24 protein-coding genes are annotated in these 18,308 nt (G+C 66.9%); 15 read left to right on the forward strand and 9 right to left on the reverse strand.

The window, feature by feature from the left end; translation table 11 throughout:
- The first annotated feature begins 139 nt into the window (after window positions 1-139).
- Entirely contained in the window at window positions 140-1,066 is a 927-nt protein-coding gene (locus OG716_RS07560) for a PDR/VanB family oxidoreductase (RefSeq protein WP_405136967.1), read from the forward strand.
- Window positions 1,067-1,172: 106 nt separating this feature from the next.
- A complete protein-coding gene (locus tag OG716_RS07565; protein ID WP_405136968.1) occupies window positions 1,173-1,871 on the forward strand; it encodes a hypothetical protein in 699 nt (232 codons plus the stop codon).
- A 95-nt stretch (window positions 1,872-1,966) separates the two neighbouring features.
- Here OG716_RS07565 and OG716_RS07570 read toward each other — a convergent pair whose 3' ends face one another.
- A complete protein-coding gene (locus OG716_RS07570; RefSeq protein ID WP_405136969.1) occupies window positions 1,967-2,146 on the reverse strand; it encodes a helix-turn-helix domain-containing protein in 180 nt (59 codons plus the stop codon).
- 17 nt (window positions 2,147-2,163) lie between these two features.
- Between OG716_RS07570 and OG716_RS07575 the strand changes: the two genes are divergently transcribed.
- The gene (locus tag OG716_RS07575; protein ID WP_405136970.1) at window positions 2,164-2,709 is read left to right on the forward strand and encodes a hypothetical protein; all 546 of its coding nucleotides are present in this window, start codon (window positions 2,164-2,166) and stop codon (window positions 2,707-2,709) included.
- Here OG716_RS07575 and OG716_RS07580 read toward each other — a convergent pair.
- Complete coding sequence (locus OG716_RS07580) at window positions 2,666-3,889, reverse strand: cytochrome P450 (RefSeq protein WP_405136971.1); 1,224 nt, start codon at window positions 3,887-3,889, stop codon at window positions 2,666-2,668. The two genes, OG716_RS07575 and OG716_RS07580, sit on opposite strands and share 44 nt — an antisense overlap.
- 153 nt (window positions 3,890-4,042) lie before the next feature.
- Here OG716_RS07580 and OG716_RS07585 point away from each other — a divergent pair, with 153 nt between their 5' ends.
- Window positions 4,043-4,507: a PaaI family thioesterase gene (locus tag OG716_RS07585; RefSeq protein WP_327140046.1), complete on the forward strand. Its 465-nt coding sequence runs from the start codon at window positions 4,043-4,045 to the stop codon at window positions 4,505-4,507.
- A 98-nt stretch (window positions 4,508-4,605) separates the two neighbouring features.
- On the opposite strand, the gene OG716_RS07590 is transcribed toward OG716_RS07585, so the two are convergent.
- Genes OG716_RS07590 through OG716_RS07615 form a run of 6 tightly spaced genes read right to left on the reverse strand, consistent with a single transcriptional unit; the run spans window position 4,606 to window position 9,598 of the window.
- The gene (locus OG716_RS07590; RefSeq protein ID WP_405136972.1) at window positions 4,606-5,448 is read right to left on the reverse strand and encodes an acyl-ACP desaturase; all 843 of its coding nucleotides are present in this window, start codon (window positions 5,446-5,448) and stop codon (window positions 4,606-4,608) included.
- A gap of 15 nt (window positions 5,449-5,463) precedes the next feature.
- Window positions 5,464-6,312, reverse strand: a complete 849-nt coding sequence (locus OG716_RS07595) for an SAM-dependent methyltransferase (RefSeq protein ID WP_405136973.1) — start codon at window positions 6,310-6,312, stop codon at window positions 5,464-5,466.
- A complete protein-coding gene (locus tag OG716_RS07600) occupies window positions 6,312-6,563 on the reverse strand; it encodes an acyl carrier protein (RefSeq protein ID WP_327140043.1) in 252 nt (83 codons plus the stop codon). The genes OG716_RS07595 and OG716_RS07600 overlap by 1 nt, the downstream gene beginning before the upstream one ends.
- The gene (locus tag OG716_RS07605; protein ID WP_405136974.1) at window positions 6,560-7,111 is read right to left on the reverse strand and encodes a PaaI family thioesterase; all 552 of its coding nucleotides are present in this window, start codon (window positions 7,109-7,111) and stop codon (window positions 6,560-6,562) included. Before OG716_RS07605 ends, OG716_RS07600 begins: the two co-directional genes overlap by 4 nt.
- A 2-nt stretch (window positions 7,112-7,113) precedes the next feature.
- Window positions 7,114-7,902, reverse strand: coding sequence for a ferritin-like domain-containing protein (locus OG716_RS07610; protein WP_405136975.1), 789 nt, complete (start codon window positions 7,900-7,902; stop codon window positions 7,114-7,116).
- A gap of 40 nt (window positions 7,903-7,942) precedes the next feature.
- Window positions 7,943-9,598, reverse strand: coding sequence for an AMP-binding protein (locus tag OG716_RS07615; protein WP_405136976.1), 1,656 nt, complete (start codon window positions 9,596-9,598; stop codon window positions 7,943-7,945).
- 227 nt (window positions 9,599-9,825) lie between these two features.
- On the opposite strand from OG716_RS07615, the gene OG716_RS07620 reads away from it, so the two are divergent.
- From OG716_RS07620 to OG716_RS07670, 11 genes are all read left to right on the forward strand, one after another.
- A complete protein-coding gene (locus OG716_RS07620) occupies window positions 9,826-11,079 on the forward strand; it encodes a cytochrome P450 (RefSeq protein ID WP_405136977.1) in 1,254 nt (417 codons plus the stop codon).
- A complete protein-coding gene (locus OG716_RS07625; protein ID WP_405136978.1) occupies window positions 11,076-12,290 on the forward strand; it encodes a cytochrome P450 in 1,215 nt (404 codons plus the stop codon). The genes OG716_RS07620 and OG716_RS07625 overlap by 4 nt, the downstream gene beginning before the upstream one ends.
- A complete protein-coding gene (locus OG716_RS07630; protein ID WP_405136979.1) occupies window positions 12,287-13,615 on the forward strand; it encodes an FAD-dependent oxidoreductase in 1,329 nt (442 codons plus the stop codon). The genes OG716_RS07625 and OG716_RS07630 overlap by 4 nt, the downstream gene beginning before the upstream one ends.
- A 72-nt stretch (window positions 13,616-13,687) precedes the next feature.
- Entirely contained in the window at window positions 13,688-14,956 is a 1,269-nt protein-coding gene (locus OG716_RS07635; RefSeq protein ID WP_405136980.1) for a cytochrome P450, read from the forward strand.
- A 61-nt stretch (window positions 14,957-15,017) separates the two neighbouring features.
- Entirely contained in the window at window positions 15,018-15,443 is a 426-nt protein-coding gene (locus tag OG716_RS07640; RefSeq protein WP_405136981.1) for a hypothetical protein, read from the forward strand.
- 11 nt (window positions 15,444-15,454) lie between these two features.
- Window positions 15,455-15,661 (forward strand): helix-turn-helix transcriptional regulator, encoded by a 207-nt coding sequence (locus tag OG716_RS07645; protein ID WP_327140034.1) that lies wholly within the window; start codon window positions 15,455-15,457, stop codon window positions 15,659-15,661.
- Window positions 15,661-16,491, forward strand: coding sequence for an NAD(P)-dependent alcohol dehydrogenase (locus OG716_RS07650; protein WP_405136982.1), 831 nt, complete (start codon window positions 15,661-15,663; stop codon window positions 16,489-16,491). The genes OG716_RS07645 and OG716_RS07650 overlap by 1 nt, the downstream gene beginning before the upstream one ends.
- Window positions 16,461-16,628, forward strand: a complete 168-nt coding sequence (locus OG716_RS07655) for a zinc-binding dehydrogenase (protein ID WP_405139573.1) — start codon at window positions 16,461-16,463, stop codon at window positions 16,626-16,628. The genes OG716_RS07650 and OG716_RS07655 overlap by 31 nt, the downstream gene beginning before the upstream one ends.
- A gap of 170 nt (window positions 16,629-16,798) precedes the next feature.
- Entirely contained in the window at window positions 16,799-16,933 is a 135-nt protein-coding gene (locus OG716_RS07660; protein ID WP_327140032.1) for a hypothetical protein, read from the forward strand.
- 234 nt (window positions 16,934-17,167) lie between these two features.
- On the forward strand, window positions 17,168-17,398 hold the full coding sequence (locus OG716_RS07665) for a hypothetical protein (RefSeq protein ID WP_405136983.1): 231 nt from the start codon (window positions 17,168-17,170) through the stop codon (window positions 17,396-17,398).
- Window positions 17,353-17,619: an ester cyclase gene (locus OG716_RS07670; protein ID WP_405136984.1), complete on the forward strand. Its 267-nt coding sequence runs from the start codon at window positions 17,353-17,355 to the stop codon at window positions 17,617-17,619. The genes OG716_RS07665 and OG716_RS07670 overlap by 46 nt, the downstream gene beginning before the upstream one ends.
- A 15-nt stretch (window positions 17,620-17,634) precedes the next feature.
- Here OG716_RS07670 and OG716_RS07675 read toward each other — a convergent pair whose 3' ends face one another.
- Entirely contained in the window at window positions 17,635-18,195 is a 561-nt protein-coding gene (locus tag OG716_RS07675; RefSeq protein WP_405136985.1) for a hypothetical protein, read from the reverse strand.
- Window positions 18,196-18,308: the final 113 nt, after the last annotated feature.

Here is an 18,308-nt window from a genome sequence, read left to right on the forward strand (position 1 = left end):
TCAGTGTCGGTCCGCCGCAGCGTGTCAGGTCCGGGCGATAGGCAGAGCCGATCGTACGAATCGACTCCCGCAACCAGCGCGCGATCACGGTACCGCTCGGCCAGGGTGATCTCGACGCTGATTCCACCGAGGGGATGCGATGACCGACCTGACGGTTCGGGTGACCGATCGACGTGATGTGGCCGAGGGCGTATTCGCTCTCGAGCTGGCGGACGTCGATGGCGGGCCGCTGCCGCACTGGACGCCGGGCGCGCACATCGATGTGAGCGCCGGTGCGGCCGGTGTGCGGCAGTACTCGCTGTGCGGCGATCCTGCCGATGAGCGGCACTGGCGCATTGCCGTCCTGCACGAACCGGCCGGGCGCGGCGGTTCCGATCATCTGCACCGCACCGCCGAGCCCGGGTCAGAGCTCCGGGTTTCGCTGCCGCGCAACAACTTCGAACTGGTGCCCAGTGACGCGTACCTGTTCGTAGCGGGCGGGATCGGCATTACGCCGATCCTGCCCATGCTGGCGGCGGCGCAGCGTGCCGGTGCCCGCTGGTCGCTCTACTACGGGGCGCGGACGCGGGCACACCTGTCCTTCGAGAGCGAATTGCGGCACCAGCGGGTGCATCTCATGCCACAGGACGAGACCGGGCTGCTGCCGATCGCGGCGATCCTCGCCGAGCATGCGGGCAGCACGGTGTACTGCTGTGGACCCGAGCCGCTGCTGAACGTGGTCGAAACCGAAGGCGCGCTGGCCGGACTCGAGGTGCACACGGAGCGTTTCGTGCCGCTGCAGGTCGATACGACCGGTGATCGTGCGTTCGAGGTGCGGCTCGCTCGCAGTGGGCGCACGCTGCGGGTCGCGGCGGACCGGACCATCGTCGAGGTGCTCGAGAGCGCGGGCGTCGAGGTCATCACCTCGTGCCGGGAAGGCACCTGCGGCAGCTGTGAGACGCCGGTGCTGGAAGGCGAGATCGAGCACCGCGACACGGTGCTGACGGCGGCCGAGCGCACGGCCGGGGCGACCCTCATGCCCTGTGTCTCGCGGTCGCGCTCGGATCTGCTGGTCCTGGACCTGTGACGGCCAAAAGTGCTGTCCCCGATGGAATCACGCGCGACAGACAAGCACGTAAATCCACGTGCCTAGTTCCCGATTCGGGGAATGACAGAGAGAAGAAGAAACCAAGATGAGGAAGACTGCTGCGGCGTCCGCGCTGCTCGTCGCCGCGCTGGGCTTTGCCGCCGGGGCCACCGGAGCGGCCCAGGCTGATCAGAACGAGGCCGTGAACTTCACGGCGACCAATACCGAAACCTCGACAATCATCAAGACCGATGCCGGCTCGCTGAGCGCGGACAACGGAGTCTTCAAGATCAAGGCTGCCAACGGCACCGTGCTCGGTGGCACCGAACTGTCCTTCCGGGTCGACGATTTCGTCTTCCCGATCGCCGCTGAAATCGACGATCACACCGCCACGCTGACCCCGCAGTTCGACATCGAGCACGCCGCCTACAAGCCGGTCGCGCTGCCCTACGAAAACCAGGCGCCTTGGAAGAGCGACTACGACCGTGAGCAGGCCGCCTGGTCCCGCATGACCACCACCATCAGCACCGGTGCCACGATCGGCACCCTGGTCGGCGGCATCCTCGGCGGTGCCGCCGGTTGCGTACTCGGCGGCGTCGCCGGCGCCACCGTCGCCACCGCTGCGATCGTCGGCCTCTTCGGTGCGCTCGTCCCCGCTGCCGTCGTCGGCTGCATCGGTGGCATGGCCGCCATCGGCTTTCTCGGCACCCTCGCCGGCCAGCTCTTCGTGACCGCCCCGGTCGCAATCCTGGCCGCGATCCAGTACTTCACGACTATCAACCAGCCGTCTATGGCTGCTAAGTAGGCGCGAAGACCCGGCGAACCGCGCCCGGGGGACAAGGACCCCGCCCGGACCATACATCCGGGTGGGGTTTTTCACGTTCCTGGGACTTGGGATGCTCAGCGTCCCATGATGTCTCGTCGCCAGCGGGCGGGTGGCGTGCCGTAGCGATTCTTGGACGCCCGGCTGAACGCGGCCGCCGAGATGTAGCCTACTCGCTCCGCGATGAGCGTGACCGGCAGGGAGGCGGCGCGAATCAGCCTGTGTCGCTGGACGATCGGTAATCCGAAGCAGCGCAATGGGTAAGCTCGGGGCGGTGAACGCTTCGGATCCTGGGACTTCGATTCTGGCCATGGCGGATCTTGCCACCCCGATGAGTATTCGGGTGGCCGCGACGCTCGGGTTGGTGGAGCAGGCCGGCGGCGGGGGAGCGACAGTTGCGGAACTGGCTTCCCGCACTGAGGCTTTCGAGCCCGCGCTGCGGCGGTTGCTCGACCATCTGGTGGCGATCGGGGTCTTCGATCTCGACGTCGAGTCCGGCCGCTATCGGCCCACGAGCCTCGGCGAGCAGATAGGCGGGGATTCACCGGAAGGGGTCAAGGTCCTGCTCGATATGAACAGCGCGGGCGGGCGGGCCGAACTGGCCTTCGTCGAGCTGCTCGAGACGATCCATACTGGCACACCGGCTTACCCGCTGCGGTACGGTCGGCCGTTCTGGGCCGACCTCGATGCCGAGCCCGCGCTGCGTGCGTCAGTGATCGAACCGCTCCGGGCGGACCGCGCTGGAATTCCAGCCGAGCGGTTCCTGATCGATGTCGTCACGCACGAAGGCGGACAGGTAGCTGCAGGAGTCCTCGGATGAGGGTGCTGGATTGCCAGTTGATGGTGTCGGCGGTGGGGGAGAGGTGGAGGTTCGGGAAGCGGTGCAGCAACCCGGAGAAGGCGATGTGGGCTTCCATGCGGGCCAGGGGTGCGCCCAGGCAGAAGTGGATACCGTGGCCGAAGGCCAGGTGGGCGGAGGTGTCTCGGGTGGGGTCGAGGGTGTCGGGGGTGGGGTAGCGGGCGGGATCGCGGTTGGCCGCCTCGAGGGCGATGTAGACGAGTTCGCCTGGGGGGATGGTGATGTCGGCGATGTGGATCGGTTCGGTTGTGAAGCGGACGGTTGAAAGGTTGACCGGGCCGTCATAGCGGAGGAATTCCTCGACCGCGGCGGGGATGGCATCGGGGTCGGCGCGCAGGGCATGGAACCGATCTGGGTGCTGGAGCAGTGCGTAGGTGCCGTTGGCGATGAGATTCACTGTGGTCTCGTAGCCGGCGACCAGGAGCAGGAAGGACATGGCCACCAGCTCGGGTTCGGTGAGGGCATCGCCGTCTTCGCCGACCTGGACCAGTCCGGAGAGCAGGTCGTCGGCGGGGGTGGCCTGTTTGGCGCGGACCAGGCGGGTCAGGTACGCGATCATGGCGAGGGAGGCGCGGGTGCGTTCCTCTTCTCGGCCCACGACGCCGACGAGGTCTTGGGTCCACTGCTGGAAGTCGTCACGTTCGGTGGGTGGTACGCCCAGTAGTTCACAGATGACCGTAATGGGCAGTGGCACAGCGAATTCGCGCAACAGGTCGACCTCGTCACGGCCGTCGATCCCGTCCAGCAGGGCGCTGGTGATCTGCTCGATGCGCGGCCGCAACGCTGCCACGCGGTGCGCCGTGAATGCCGTGCTGACGAGCTTGCGCAGGCGGGAGTGGTCGGGCGGGTCGATATTGAGCATGTGCGTCAGCAGCGCGATCTGCCGCGGATCCATCGGCGGCGTCTGACGTTTGGCGCTCACCAGCGCTTCGACATGCGCGATGTTCTTGCGCAGCCGCGGATCCGCGAGCGCGGCGCGGCCCTCGGCGTGGCCGAGGATCACCCAGCGAATCACGCCGTCGGGGAAGCGAACCCGCCGCACCGGACCGTATTCGCGCCAGCGGCGATAGTGCCGGTGCGGATCGGCGAAGAAGTCCGCGCCGATGGTCTCGATCCGGTCCGGTGTATCGATATCGACCATGGCGCGACGCTATCGACTGGCGTGGGAGGCCGCGCGGGGGTGCGCCGGTCTCGATCAGCCGATCGGATATTGAAATGGAATGGGTTGCCGGCAGACGAAATTCACCGCCGACTGCTCGAATGAAGGGAATCGTTCGGCAGGAAGGAAGAATTCATGACCAGCATCGACAATCACGTCGAGGACAAGGTCGCCAAGCGGGTCGGTGAACTCACCGAGGTATTCCAGCGCGGGCTCGACGAGAAGCTCGGCGTCGGCGCCTCGCTGGGCATCCGATTGGAAAGCGCCGGGGCCGGCTGCACCCGCTACTACCTGGATCCGAATGTGGCGACCATCAATGCCATGTTCACCGTGCACGGCGGTGTGATCGCGACCCTCATGGACACCGCCATGGGCAGCGCCGTATTCACGAAACTCGATGACGGCGTCGCCTATACGACGCTGGAACTGAAGGTGAACTTCATTCGGGGCGTGACCCTGGACGGCTCCCGGCTCACCTGTGATGCCACGGCCGTGCACGTCGGCCGCCGCACCGCCACCGCTGAAGGCCGGATCACCGATGCCGCAGGCAAGCTGATCGCCCACGGCTCCACCACGATTCTCATTCTCCGCGCCGACTAGCTCTCTCCGCGCCGACAGCCAACGAGAAATGCCCTGCCCCCGGGGAAGTCGGGAGCAGGGCCTCTTCTCTGTGACCGCGTCACTCAGTGCGTTGCTGCTCAGCCCAGCGTGCGGCACTGCGCGACGAAGTCGGCCAGTTCGTCCACCCGGTCGGTGCGCGCATCCACCGCCCGGTCGATCACCTTGATCAGATGGTCGTACGCCGCGGTGTGGTCATAGTCCGCGACATCGGCGATCCGCAGCGCCCACCGCCAATACCCGCGCAGCGTATCGGCAAGCGGCATACGGAATCCCGCGATCACCTCGCGAATCGGCTCCACGGCGTCATCACCCTGCGCCCGCAGATACCGGGTCACCACATCGGCCATGAAGCTGAAATGCCGCGCCTCGTCCCGCGAGAGCCGGGTGAGCACCGCCCCGAGCACCGGATCATCCACCGCATCCCGCAGCTGGTGGTAATACATCTGAGTTGCCTTCTCCTGCACCAGCGCATAGGCGAAGTACTGCACCGGATGCGTATACGGCAGTTCGAACGACTTCTGCCCCTCTACTGCCAGCTCACCGCGCAGTGTGCCGCGATCGGCCATACCGGAGGCTTCCTGATACCGCGCCAGCGCCCGCGAGTGTGTGTCCTCCTCGAGCGCCCAGCGCACCGTGAAGTGGTGCAGCTCCCGATTGTGGATGAAGGTCGGCAGATCCACCGTGTCGTCCACCGGGAAGCTGCGCTGGTACACATCGAAATACCCGGGCAGATGATCCTCGATGAGGGTGACGAACTGCACCGCCGACCGCTGTCCCTCGGACAGCCGGCCGGCATCGGCGGCGGCCCAGTCGAAGGCCGTCTCCACATCCCAGGAGCGCGCGGCGGGGGAGGCGGCCAGGAAGCTGTCGACCGCCGCCACCAGATCCTCGACGGGCAGCAGTGCGGAATCGATCGTCATGACTGCTCCTGACAGCTATCGGGTTTTGCGGCAGACCAGTGCGTAATGCTTTGTGGTGTAACCCCATCCGGCATTGGCGACCTCCAGGTAGTGCCGCAGCTTCGCGGCCAGGCCCGGCTGATGGGCATCGATGCGCTCGGCGGCGACATCCACATTGTCGATCCAGTGGTCGATGGTGCGGCGGTAGTCATTGGTGAGATCGTCGACCGAGGCGATGGAGAATCCGGCATCCTCGGCGGCCGTGACCAGATCCGACAGCGGCCGCAGATCGCCCCAGCCGAAGATGTCCGAGCGCACGAACTCGGTGCCCGCCCGCTCGCCGAAAGCCCTGCGGGCGGCCGCATTCCGGAAGCAGCTCTCCGAGACGTAGAGGCTGCCGCCGCGCCGCAGCACCGCGCGAGCCCGCCGGAACACCTCGTCCAGATCGGGCATATGCACAATGGATCCGAGCATGGTGACCGCGTCCACGCTGGCATCGGGCAGGGTGAGCTGCTCGAAATGCCCTACGCGAGTGCGCACCTGGTTGCTGACGCCCCGCGCGGCCGCCTGCTCGGCAATGTATTCGTGCTGACGCGGGGCCGGGCTGATGCCGAGCGTATCGCAGCCGTACTCCTGCGCCATGAACAGAATCAGCGAGCCCCAGCCGCAGCCGATATCCAGCAGCTCCTCACCGCCATTGAGGCCCAGGCGCCGGGCGACGAAACGCAGTTTGTTGCGCTGCGCCGATTCCAGTGAGTCACTGTCGGATTCGTACAGCGCCGAGCTGTACTTGCGCAGCGGATCCAGGAACTGCCCGAAAATATCGGGATCGAGATCGTAGTGCTGATTGGTATCGGCGGTGACGGTCACCTCGGGTGCGGACATCAGGCGGCCGTCCGCACAAGCTTGTCCACCACGGCCGTCACCTCGGACAGCGTGGAGGTGCCGAAGACATCCTTGTCCTCGAGCTCGATGTCATAGGTGCGCTCGATGCGGGCGATCATGCGCAGCACCCGCACCGAATCCACGCCCGCCATGGCGCGCAGATCGGCGTCGGGCGCCAGCACGGTCTCGGGCAGACCGGTTTCGGCCGCGGCGATCTCGGTGACGGTACGCAGGATGTCGTCGGTGGTCATGGCTGAACTCCATTCGATGGCACGGCATCGGCCGTGGTCAGGGCGTGCGAGAGCAGTGCGACTTCGTCGTCGTCGAGGGAGAGTTGATGGCGCACATCCGCCAGCACGAACGGCTGGTAGGTGGCGCTGGAGGAGGCGCAGAGGTCGCCGTCGGCGTCGAGGATGTCGGCGGACGCTCGGATCGGGGCCTCGGCGCTTTTGTCGGAGAGTGTTGCGACACAGCGGTATTCGCGGTCGATCAGCAGCGGGGTCAGGAATCGGGTGCGCTGCGAGATGGTGAAGGCGGGTACGTGCCGGACCAGCACGATGAGATTGCCCATCACCTCATCGCAGATCACGCCGGTGAGCCCGCCGTGCACCACGCCGGGATAGGACTCGAAGGACCGGTTCAGGCGGAACCGGGCCTGCAGGCCGTCCGGATGCGGCGTGAAGGTCAGCCGCAATCCGGATGGATTGTGCGGGGAACAGCCGAAGCAGTGATAGTCCGGAATCACCGACCAGGGCACCGCGACAGCGGGCGGATCGGCCGGATGGGCGCAGTGCTCCACCGCTAGGCGATCGCGTCGGCCAGCGCGCGGCGCACCTTGGCATTGCTGGACACATCGCGCCCGGTCAGTGTCGCGAAGGTGCGGCGCACCTTGTCGTGCAGCACCTCCAGCTCACCCTCGGCCGCCACCTGCTCCAGGAACAGATCGAAACCGGTGTCGATGGTCTCGTGATCGCCCAGCTCCGTCAGGCCGGCCTTGAAGGTGCTGACCGGATGCTTGATCTTGGCCTCGGAGCTGTACACGTACAGCGTCTCGAGCACCGAGGGCAGCTCCTGCGGACGCCGGCGCAGTCGCTCGGTGGCGTAGTGGATGAACTCGCGGGCATGCCCGGCCTCATCGCGACTTGCGTTGAGCAGCAGGGCCTTCAGAATCGGCTCCTCCACCCATGCCGATACCGCACGGTAGATGTGGTTGACCGTGAGCTCGGAGATGATATTGGTGGCCAGCGTCGCCGACGGCGTGCTGCCCGGCGCGTACGGCTCGCGCATCGCGTCCACGGCCTTGTCCTGCACGTCCTCACCGATCGCGCGCAGCCAGGTGCGGAAAGCGTAGTGGTGCTGGACTTCCTGATAACCCCACACCACCGCGAAGGTGGAGAAGTCATAGTCGTCCACGAACTCCGCGAGGAATCCGTGCACCGCCGCGATGACATTGGATTCGCCCATGGCCGAACTCTTGGCCAGGGTGATGTACTCCGGCCGCACCAGGGTGGGGTCGATGGCATCGAAGTCGAGGTCGGTCAACTTCCAGTGCAGGCGCTCGTAGTGGCGGAAGACGTCATAACTGTGCACGGGAGACTCCAGTTTCGTGAGAGGCGAAAACCACTGGGCTTCAGCGTTGCTGGGCGATGAGTTCACGGGCGGCGAGCCGCTGCAGCTTGCCGCTGCTGGTCCGGGGAATGCTGCGCGGGGGCACGAGGTACACCGCGACGGCGGACAGGCCGAGTTCGGCCGCTACCCGGTCCCTGATGGCGCGGTCCAGGGCCTCGGCGTCAGGACCGGTGAGTTCGGATTCGGCAATGAGAGCGATGACGTCCGCGCCGTCCGGATCGATGGCCGCTGTGCAGCGGCCCTTGTAGATTCCGTTGAGGTCGCAGACCACGGCCTCCACGTCTTGCGCGTAGTGATTGACCCCGCGCACGGTGATCATGTCCTTGCAGCGTCCGGTGACGAAAAGCTCACCCTCGCAGAGATATCCGAGATCGCCGGTGCGCAGCCAGCCGTCGATGAACCGATCCGCGACCGCCGCCGGATCGACCGCCAGATAGCCGTCGGTAACCGAAGCGCCCTGGATCAGGATCTCGCCCACGTGCCGGTCCGGAAGCTGCGCATCGGTCTCGATATCGACAATGCGCAGGGACAGGCCGTCCACCGCCGAACCCACTCCGGCCACCGCGCGCGCACCCGGTCGAGTCGCGGAAACCGGTTGCGCGAGACTGTCATCCGCGAGCGTGGCGCGATCGACCCACTCGAAGACCGTCTCGCGCCCCAGCGGCGGGAAGGCGACCGCCAGGGTGGCCTCCGCCATCCCGTACACCCCGAACATGGTGGTCGGCGTGAAACCCGCGGGCTCGAACCGCTCACAGAACCGCGTCACCACATCGTGCGAAATCGGTTCCGCGCCATTGAAAGCGATACGCCAGTGCGAGAGATCGTATTCGGCCACCCGCTCCGGGGGCACCGCGGCCAGCAGCGCCTCGTAGCCGAAGTTCGGCATGGCGGTGATAGTGGTTCCGCTGGCGGCGAATTCGCGCAACCAGCGCGCCGGATCCTTGACGAAGGCCAGCGGCGACCAGACGTGCGCCGGAATCCCGCGCAGGATCGCCGACAGCGTGCCGAACAGGCCCATATCGTGGAACAGCGGCAGCCAGAAACCGCCCTGATCATCGAGATCGAGGGCAATACCCGTGCGGATCGCGGCCAGCCCGCTGGTCACCTGACGGTGGGTGAGCTGGACGCCCTTGGGCGCGGCGGTGCTGCCGGAGGTGAACTGCACGACGGCGAGATCGTCGGGTCCGGGGGCGGGCAGCGCCGGGGCATCCCCATCGTTGGGACCGGAAAGTGTTGCGGTGTCGACGAATGCGACATCGACCCCGGCGAGTAGCGGCACCAGCTCGGCGAACGCCGGTGAGACCAGCACCGTGCGCATACCCGCCGCCGCGGTGATGGCGGCCAGCTGCTGCGGATATCCGGCGGCCCGGCGGATGCCCGCGGGCAGCGGCAGCGGAGTCGCCGCGCCACCGGCGGCGGCAATGGCGAAGAAGCTCACGATGAACTCCGGGGCGTTCGGGCACAGGATGCCCACCGGCTCGCCGCGCCGCACCCCGCGCTCGATCAGCACCGCCGCCGCACTGCCGGCCGCCCGATGGAGTTCGGCGTATTCGATGCTCTCGGCCGTCGACCAGAAGGTTGCCGCTACCCGGGGATGCGCTGCCGCGATACCGGCGAGCATCCCCGGCAAGGTGCCCGAAGAATCCGAGGAATTCATGGGGCCAACCACAACAGCGAATTGTGTCCAGCCGCTGAACGCATTGTGAAACCCGCGCTGTGATAAGCAGGCTCGATCAACCAATTACGTTGCACGATAAAGGGACACGGTGATCGCACGATAGCTTCCGGCGATAGCCGGGTAACCGCACCCGGCCGGGCGGCGAATATGAACGGCGGAATTGTTCGAGTATCCGATATCGCAGTAATTTCTTTCAGGAGTTGCCGGTGAGTTCCGACCAGGCCACCGCTCCGGCAGTGGTAATTCCAGACGTGACCCCGGTACAGCTGGCGGTGGTCGAGAGCGTCGCACCGCACCTACGGCACAACCCCTACGACAGCTACGAGACACTGCGCACCGCCGGGCCGTTCGTCCCCGGACCGCACGACACCCACCTGGTGCCCAGACATGCCGAGGCACAGGCCATTCTGCTGGATCCGCGCTGGAGCCACGCCGAGGAACCGGAACTGCTGCACGGCGACAGCGAGGTCGAACTGCCCGGCTCGTTCCTGTGGATGGAGCCGCCGGACCACACTCGGCTGCGCGGGCTGGTCGGCAAGGCGTTCACCGCGCGCACCATCACCGGATTGCAGTCGCGCGCCGAACAACTGGTCGACGAACTCCTGACTCGCATACTCGCCGCCGGTGAGGTGGATCTGCTGGAGGCGCTGGCATATCCGGTGCCGCTCACCCTGATCTGCGAATTGCTCGGCGTCCCCGTCGAAGCGCATGAGCAGGTGCGATTCATGTCGGCCGGGATTGCGCGCGGCCTGGATCCCGATGTACTGCTGTCCCCGGAAGAACTGGCGGCGCGCACCGCGGCCGTGCACGAATTCACCGAATTCTTCGGCGATCTGATTGACCAGCGTCGCCGGACGCCGCGCGCGGACCTCATCACCGCGCTGGTGCAGGCCGAGGAGGCCGGGGTCCGGCTGACCCCCACCGAGCTGATCGGCACCCTGCTCATCCTGGTGGTCGCGGGGCACGAGACCTCGGTCAACCTGATCGGCAACGGCGCGCTCGCGCTCATGCGCCATCCCGGCGAATTCCAGCGGCTGCGGCAGGATCCGGAGCTGGCCGCACCCGCGGTGGACGAGGTGCTGCGCTATGACGCGCCCGTGCACCTCACCACCCGTACCGCCCGGGCCGAAATCATGGTCGCCGGAAGGAGATTCGCACCCGGCGATGCCGTCATCGTGCTGCTCGGCTCCGCCAATCGCGATCCGGCGGCCTTCCCCGAACCCAACCGCTTCGATATCCGCCGGTACCGGCCGGGCCGCCGCGCCGAACGGCACCTGTCCTTCGGTCTCGGGCTGCACTACTGCCTGGGCGCACCGCTGGCCCGCCTGGAAATGCGCGAAATATTGCACGCCCTCGCCCTGCGCGTGGAGAACCTGACCCTGCTCGAGGAACCGCCGTACCGGCCGAATGTGGTGGTGCGCGGCATGTCCGAACTTCTTGTCCGTGTGGAGGGCCGATGAGCACTGCCGAAATCACGTTCGACGCTTTCGAATCGAGTGAGCGCGCCGATCCCTATCCCGCCTACCGCCGCGTGCGCGATGCGGCCGCACTGTTCCCGTACGCCTTCGAGGAGGTGCCGGTCACCCTGGTGACGCGGTACGAGGAATGCTCGGCCGTGCTCACCGGCGCGGACTGGGGCCACGGATATGCCGCCGGCATCAGCCCTTTCCGCGATACCACCGCCGCCATTCCCGGCTCCTTCGTCCGCATGGACCCGCCCGAACACGCCCGCTATCGCAAGCTTGTGGCCAAGGCGTTCACCCCGCGCATGGTCGGCGAACTGGCGCCTGTCGCCGGACAGGTGGTGAACGAACTGGTGGATGCCGCGGTGCGGCGCGGTGAACTCGACATTCTGGCCGATCTGGCCGTGCCGCTCGCGGTCGCCATGATCCCGGTGCGGCTGCTGGGCGCCGATCCCGCCGACGGTGCGCGATTCCGGGAGTGGCAGCTGGCGATTGCCCGCGGCAGCGATCCGGACACGCTGCTGGGCGAGGCCGATATGACGGCGCGCGGTGCGGCGGCCATGGCCTGCATGGGGTACTTCGCCGAGCTGATCGCCCGCAAGAAGCACGGTCCGACACCGGATCTGCTCAGTGAACTGGTGGCCGCCGGCGTGGACGGTGACATGCTCACCGAAGCCGAGGTGATCGGCATATCGCTGCTGCTGCTCGTGGCGGGTATGGAAACCTCCATCAACCTCATCGGCAATGGGATGCTGGCGCTGCTGCGGAATCCCGAGCAGATGCGGATGCTGCGCGAGCGGCCCGAATTGATCGGGTCGGCGCTGGACGAAATGCTGCGCTATGACGCGCCCACCCAGTTCACCATCCGGGTGGCGCTGGCCGACACCGTGGTCGGCGGCCGCGAGTTCAAGCGCGGTGACGGCGTGGTCGTGCTGACCGCCTCCGCGAGCCGCGACGACCGGGTCTTCCCCGATGCCGATTCCTTCGATATCACCCGCTATGCCGGGACCCGGCCCGCCCGTAAGCATCTCGGCTTCAGCCTCGGCATCCACTACTGCGTGGGCGCGCCGCTGGCGCGGATCGAAGCCGAAGCGGCGGTGCTCACGCTGCTCGACCGGGCTCCGGAACTGCGGTTGGCCTCCGACACCATCGAATACCGCCCCAGCCTCATCCACCGGGGCGTCACGGCATTGCCGGTGACGATGTGACCGCCGGACGGCACGCCGTTGTCCTCGGTGCGGGGATCGCCGGACTGCTGGCGGCCCGGGTGCTGTCGGAAGAGTTCGCGCGCGTGACGATTCTGGAGCGCGACCGGTGCGAGGGCGTCCAGGCGCGCCGCGGCGTACCGCAGGGCCGCCATCTGCACGGGCTGCTGGACAGCGGCCGCGCCGTCTTCGAAGAGCTGTATCCGGGATGTACGGCCGAACTGGTCCGGCGCGGTGCGACCGCGGCCGAGGTGCTGGTCCACACGCGCTGGTACGTCGGTGGCGCCCGGCTCGTGCCCACTTCGACCGGATTGACCTCCGTCATCGCGAGCCGCCCGCTGCTGGAGGCCGTGCTGCGCCGGCGCACCTGTCAGATACCGAATGTGCGTATGCGCGAGGGCATTACGGTGCGGGGCCTGCTCGGCGACGCCGACGCGGTGACCGGCGTCGCGACGGTCGCCGACGGCCGTGCCGAGGACATCACCGCCGATCTGGTCGTGGATGCGACCGGTCGCGGATCCCGAATCGAGGAGTGGCTCACCGATATCGGCGCCGCGGTGCCCGATACGGAACGGCTCGATGTGGACCTCGGCTATTCCTCCCGGCTGTACCGGCACCGGCCCGGGCAGCTGGGCGGGCACTCCTCGGTCATCGTCTCGACCGGAACGAACGGCCGCGGCGGCGGGGCGGTGCATATCGAAGGGGACCGGTGGCTGGTCACCCTCGCCGGAATGCTCGGTGACCATCCACCGGCCGACCCCGCCGAATTCCCGCGCTATGCCGCGACACTTTCAGCACCCGACATCCATGAGATCGTCACCGACTCCGAACCGCTCGACGATCCGGTGCCGTACCGATTCCGGGCGTCGCTGCGCCGGCATTTCGATCGGATGACCGCCGTGCCCGGGGGCCTGCTGGTGATCGGCGACGCGCAGTGCGCCTTCAATCCGCTGTACGCGCAGGGCATGACGGTCGCCGCACTGCAGGCCGCCGCCCTGCGTACCTGCCTGGACGGCGCACCCGCGACTCTGGCCGCGCGGTTCTACGCCGCCTCCGCCGACCCGGTGGCCGCCGCCTGGCGACTGGCCGCCTCCTCCGACCTGAGCCATCCGGGTGTGATCGGTCCACGCTCGCTTCGGACCCGGCTCACCAATGTCTATGTGGCTCAGGTGCAACGGGCCGCCCATCACGATCCGGTGGTGTCGCGGACCTTCATGCGTGTGGCTCATCTGGTGGAACCGCCTGCCGCGCTCACGCATCCGGTCACCGCAGGACGGATCATGCTGCGCGGCAGCGGATTCGCGTACACCAGAGCCACGCCGAGCTGAACCACCTATGTCCAGTCGAACGTCATCGCCGCCGTCGACCGTCATCGCGCTGTCGAATTCAGGAGGATACGCATGGCCGCACCAGACGTGAACACCGTTGCCGCCGAACAAGATCCCGCCATTCTCACGGCAATGGCACAGCTCTTCGGACCCGATGGCCGGGCCGATCCCTACACTGCGGCGCGCGTGCTGCGCGGGGCCGGACCCATCCATATGACCCCGATCGGCCACCACGTCCTCACCCGGTACGAGGACTGCGCCGCGGTGCTGTCCACCACCGCGTGGAGTCACGCCGAAGAGGCCGGGATGATGCACCCGACCGTCACGCCGGAGACCGCCGCCGACGAACTGCCCACCTCCTTCCTGTGGATGGAGCCGCCGGACCACACCCGCCTGCGCAATCTGGTCACCAAGGGATTCACCCCGCGCATGGTGACGCGGCTGCGCCCGCGCATCGAAGAACTCACCGAACAGCTCGTCGACAAGGCGCTGGAGGCCGGGGAATTCGATCTGATCGAGTTCATCGCCTATCCGCTGCCGCTGATCATCGCCTGTGAGCTCATCGGCGTCCCGCCGGAGGCCTACGAGCAGGTGCACCAGTGGTCGCAGGATCTGGCGCGCGGCTTCGACCACGACTACACGCTGCCGGCGGAATCGCTGAAGGCGCGCAGTGCGGCGTCGCGTGGATTCATGAACTACTTCCGCGAACTGCTGAACGAGCGCCGGGTCAACCCGACCGATGATCTGCTCAGCGTGCTGTCGCAGGTCGAGGATCGCGGTGATGTGCTGACCGAGCAGGAACTGCTTGCCACCTGCATCACCACCTTTGTCGCCGGGCACGAGACCACCGCGAATCTGGTCGGCACCGGCATGCTGCGGCTGCTGCGCGAACCCGGTCAGGTCGAACTGCTGCGCGCGCGGCCCGAACTGGTGGCCGCCACCCCCGATGAGCTGCTGCGGCTGGAGCCGTCCGTGCAAATCACCACCCGCGCCGCGACCCGGCCCATCACCGTGGCGGGCCATGACTTCGAGAAGGGCGAAGGCGTTGTGGTGCTGATCAATTCGGCCAACCACGATGATGCCGCCTTCACGAATCCGGATCGCACCGATGTGACCCGCTACTCGGATCCGAAGAATCCGGCCAAGAAGCATCTCGGCTTCAGCCTCGGCATCCACTACTGCCTCGGCGCGCCGCTGGCGCTGCTCGAGATGGAGGTGCTGCTGGAGGTGCTGCTGCGGAAAGTCGGTTCGATGGAACTGCTTTCGGAGAATCCGCCGTTCAAGCCGAACGTCGTCATCCGGGGGCTGGAATCGCTGCAGGTCGGATTCAAGCCTGCCTGACCCGGCTCGGGCCGTGTAAAAAATTATTTACATGGTGTCTGAATTTCTTTACACTGAGCACATGCCGTTCGAGGAGAAGCGCACCTGGATACTGGGTGCGGCCGCTGTCGTCTCGTACGCGATCTACCTGGTCGTGGTGCTGATTCGGGCACGGCATGACGCATTGACGATGGTGGCCTACGTATGGCCGCTGCTGTGGGCCGTGGCGGGCTCGATAGCGGCGTCCGTCGTGGCCACCATTGTCGTTTCCCTGGCCTCCCGGGACCGCGATCGCAAGGATCAGCGCGATCGCGAGATCGACCGGGCCGGTGCACAGGTCGGCAATGCCTTCGTGGTGCTGGACGCGGTGGTCGCGTTGCTGCTGGCCCTGGCCGACGGCGATCGGTTCTGGATCGCCAATGTCATCTACCTCGGCTTCACGCTGTCCGCGGTGGTCGGCGCCGTCGCCAAGATCGTGGCCTACCGGCGGGGGCTGTGGCCGTGGTGAAACCGACCAGGGTGACCAATAACATTCGCGCCCTGCGCTTCTCGCGCGGTGAGATGACTCAGGCCGAACTGGCCGACCGCCTAGGCATTACGCGGCAGACGGTCATCGCCATCGAACAGGGCAAATATTCGCCGTCGCTCGAGGTGGCGTTCCAGATCGCCAGGGTGTTTCGCGCATCGCTGGACGAGGTTTTCGAATACCCGGAAGAAGAATCCTGATGAAAGCCATTGTGCAACAGGCGTACGGCTCCACCGAGATGCTCTCCTACGCGGACGCGCCGATGCCGGTGGTCGGCCCGGAGGGTGTCCTCATCCGGGTGCGATCCGCGGGTGTGGATCCCGGCGTGTGGCACATGATGACCGGACTGCCGCTGGCCGGGCGGCTGGTGCTGGGATTGCGCAAGCCCAAGGTCGCCATTCGCGGCTGGGATGTGGCGGGGATTGTCGAGGGCGTCGGCGCGCAGGTGACCCGATTCCGGCGCGGCGATGCGGTCTTCGGCACCACCGAAGGGTCTTTCGCCGAATTCGCCTGCGCCCCAGAGCGGAAGCTTCAGCTCAAGCCCTCGAATCTGAGCTTCGAGGAGGCGGCGGCACTCCCGGTGTCCGGTACGACGGCGCTCACCGGGCTGCGGGATGTCGGTGGTATCCAGGCGGGGCAGCGCGTGCTGATCATCGGTGCGGGCGGCGGTGTCGGGCACCTGGCGGTGCAGCTGGCCAAGCACTTCGGTGTGGAGGTGACCGGGGTGTGCAGCGCGGCCAAGGCGGAGTTCGTCACCGGGCTGGGCGCCGACCACATCATCGACTACACCGCTGAGAAGCTCAGCGGGAGTTACGATCTCATCCTCGATATGGCGGGCGGGCGATCGCTGTCCGAACTGCGCGCGCTGCTCACTCCCGCCGGAACCCTGGTGCTCGGCGGCGGCGAAGGCGGTGGCCGGATACTCGGCAGCACCGAGCGCTCGATTCGCGCGCTGTTCGTCACCCCTTCCTCCGGCAGCGGCTCCGCGGCCTGCTGTCCCTGCCCAAGCCCGAATTCCTCTCTGTACTAACGGAACTCGCCGGATCGGGCGTGGTGATTCCGAGGATCGACCGCACCTTCGCACTGTCCGACGCCGCCGCGGCGGTCGACTACCTGGTCACGGCGCACCCGTGCGGGAAGGTCGCGTTCACCATCGGGGCCGATTAGGCAGTGCGACACTCGGGAAAATGACTGTGAGATTTCTGAGAATCTGGCAGTGAATCAGCTACGAGTACGCCGACTTGCCCCAGCGGACAACGTTTCGCGGCCCAGCGCCTGCTTGTCTGTATTTCGACGCGGCCCACGGCCGTCTTCGAAATAACCGATAGGAGATGGACATGCAGAACTTCGCAACCAATCTCGGAACGATCGGGTATGACGTGCTGTCGATCGGACAGGGGATGGTGTCACTGTTCGGCGACGTCGTCGGAATGGGCGGCACCGGCGGCGCCGGGCAGTACCCGCTGAGCTGATCCCCGCACCCGTGCGGACTGTCGCCCCGATTTCCCATGGGCCGGTGGTGAATGCACTTCGTACGCCGTGTATTTCGCCGCTCCGGCGCAGGCCGACGTGCCGTCGGGGCCGGCAGTTCCGGACACGGCGAACCCCTCCACCGTGCGCGCGGCGGAGGGGTTCGTTGTCCCTATCGGATCCCGGCCAGTGGGCCGCCGCTGTGCCTGCCGCCGTACCGAACTGGTCGGGTTGACATGAGCACCACGATTACGGACAACAAGGCCACCATCACCGCGTTCGTCAATGCGCTCAACGAGGGCATCGACGGGAGCACTACGGACTGGATCGCGTACCTGTCTCCGCAGGTCATCGACCACAACCAGGTCATCTTCGGCGAAGCGGACGAGCCGGGGGCGGCCATCGAGGGTTCCGGCGGCAGTTGGCGGCGTTCAGTAATACCGATGACGGGGAGGGCGGGATTCTGATTCAGGATCTGATGGGTGAGGACGGGCGGGTGATGGCTCGGCTGCGGGTGGAGGGTAAGCACACCGGTGCGCATGCGCGGATGCCCGAGCCGACCGGCCGTAGCTGCGATGTCGAGCAGATCTGGGTCTGCACCCTGGTCGATGGGCGGATTGCCGAGATTCGCGCGGACCGGCTGGGGATGTTCCTGCGGGTGGGCGGGGACTGGCCGACGGTCGACTGATCGCGACAGGGGCGATCAGGCGGCGGGATCGATGAAGTGGTCGAAGGTGAACCAGGGCCCGCCGAGTGGGGTGTAGCGGTCGCCGACCAGGGCTCTCGCGGGCAGCTCGGGCGCCGAACCGCTCGGAATGTAGGCGAAGCCGTCTGGGCCCAGGCCGGAGCCGGCCAGGCTGAAGGTGCAGCCCTCGGGGGTTTTGCGGATGTAATCGAAGGTGTAGAGCCCGATCCGGGTGTCGGAGCGGGTGTCCGCACAGGCGGCAGCCGCTTTCTCCAGGGCGGGACGGGACATCCGCCAGCCGAGGTCCTGCGGAATCCGCAGGACCAGCAGTGCTGCCGTCAGCACTATGAGCGCGGGTGCCAGCACGCTGAGCAGGTATGTGCGATAAGCGATTCCGCCGATGAGGGCGAGCATGAGCCAGATCACGCCCAGAACCAGCAGGCCGCCGCCGGCGTAGAGCAGCGCGGTGAGTGCGTCACTGCGGGTGGCGAAGGCCCACAGCAGTCCGAGACAGCACACCGCGATCAGGAGCAGCGTCGCGACCATCGCGAATACCCAGCCGAGCGATGTGTTGTGCATCGGCTGGGGGTACGCGGGCGAGGGGAGGGCGGTCACGAGTGTCCATCTTGCCCGATTAGTCAGGTTTCCCGAGAACCGCCCGAACTGCGATCGGTCACACCCGCAGGCGCGAT

The sequence above is a fragment of the Nocardia sp. NBC_01388 genome, from assembly GCF_045040085.1.
Lineage (GTDB): Bacteria > Actinomycetota > Actinomycetes > Mycobacteriales > Mycobacteriaceae > Nocardia.

Excerpts from the sequence above, each read along its gene's own strand:
- OG716_RS07560 (WP_405136967.1), top strand. The coding sequence starts at position 140 with ATGACCGACCTGACGGTTCGGGTGACCGATCGACGTGATGTGGCCGAG.
- OG716_RS07565 (WP_405136968.1), top strand. The coding sequence starts at position 1,173 with ATGAGGAAGACTGCTGCGGCGTCCGCGCTGCTCGTCGCCGCGCTGGGC.
- OG716_RS07580 (WP_405136971.1), bottom strand. The coding sequence starts at position 3,889 with ATGGTCGATATCGATACACCGGACCGGATCGAGACCATCGGCGCGGAC.
- OG716_RS07585 (WP_327140046.1), top strand. The coding sequence starts at position 4,043 with ATGACCAGCATCGACAATCACGTCGAGGACAAGGTCGCCAAGCGGGTC.
- OG716_RS07590 (WP_405136972.1), bottom strand. The coding sequence starts at position 5,448 with ATGACGATCGATTCCGCACTGCTGCCCGTCGAGGATCTGGTGGCGGCG.
- OG716_RS07595 (WP_405136973.1), bottom strand. The coding sequence starts at position 6,312 with ATGTCCGCACCCGAGGTGACCGTCACCGCCGATACCAATCAGCACTAC.
- OG716_RS07600 (WP_327140043.1), bottom strand. The coding sequence starts at position 6,563 with ATGACCACCGACGACATCCTGCGTACCGTCACCGAGATCGCCGCGGCC.
- OG716_RS07615 (WP_405136976.1), bottom strand. The coding sequence starts at position 9,598 with ATGAATTCCTCGGATTCTTCGGGCACCTTGCCGGGGATGCTCGCCGGT.
- OG716_RS07625 (WP_405136978.1), top strand. The coding sequence starts at position 11,076 with ATGAGCACTGCCGAAATCACGTTCGACGCTTTCGAATCGAGTGAGCGC.
- OG716_RS07635 (WP_405136980.1), top strand. The coding sequence starts at position 13,688 with ATGGCCGCACCAGACGTGAACACCGTTGCCGCCGAACAAGATCCCGCC.
- OG716_RS07640 (WP_405136981.1), top strand. The coding sequence starts at position 15,018 with ATGCCGTTCGAGGAGAAGCGCACCTGGATACTGGGTGCGGCCGCTGTC.
- OG716_RS07650 (WP_405136982.1), top strand. The coding sequence starts at position 15,661 with ATGAAAGCCATTGTGCAACAGGCGTACGGCTCCACCGAGATGCTCTCC.
- OG716_RS07660 (WP_327140032.1), top strand. The coding sequence starts at position 16,799 with ATGCAGAACTTCGCAACCAATCTCGGAACGATCGGGTATGACGTGCTG.
- OG716_RS07665 (WP_405136983.1), top strand. The coding sequence starts at position 17,168 with ATGAGCACCACGATTACGGACAACAAGGCCACCATCACCGCGTTCGTC.
- OG716_RS07675 (WP_405136985.1), bottom strand. The coding sequence starts at position 18,195 with ATGCACAACACATCGCTCGGCTGGGTATTCGCGATGGTCGCGACGCTG.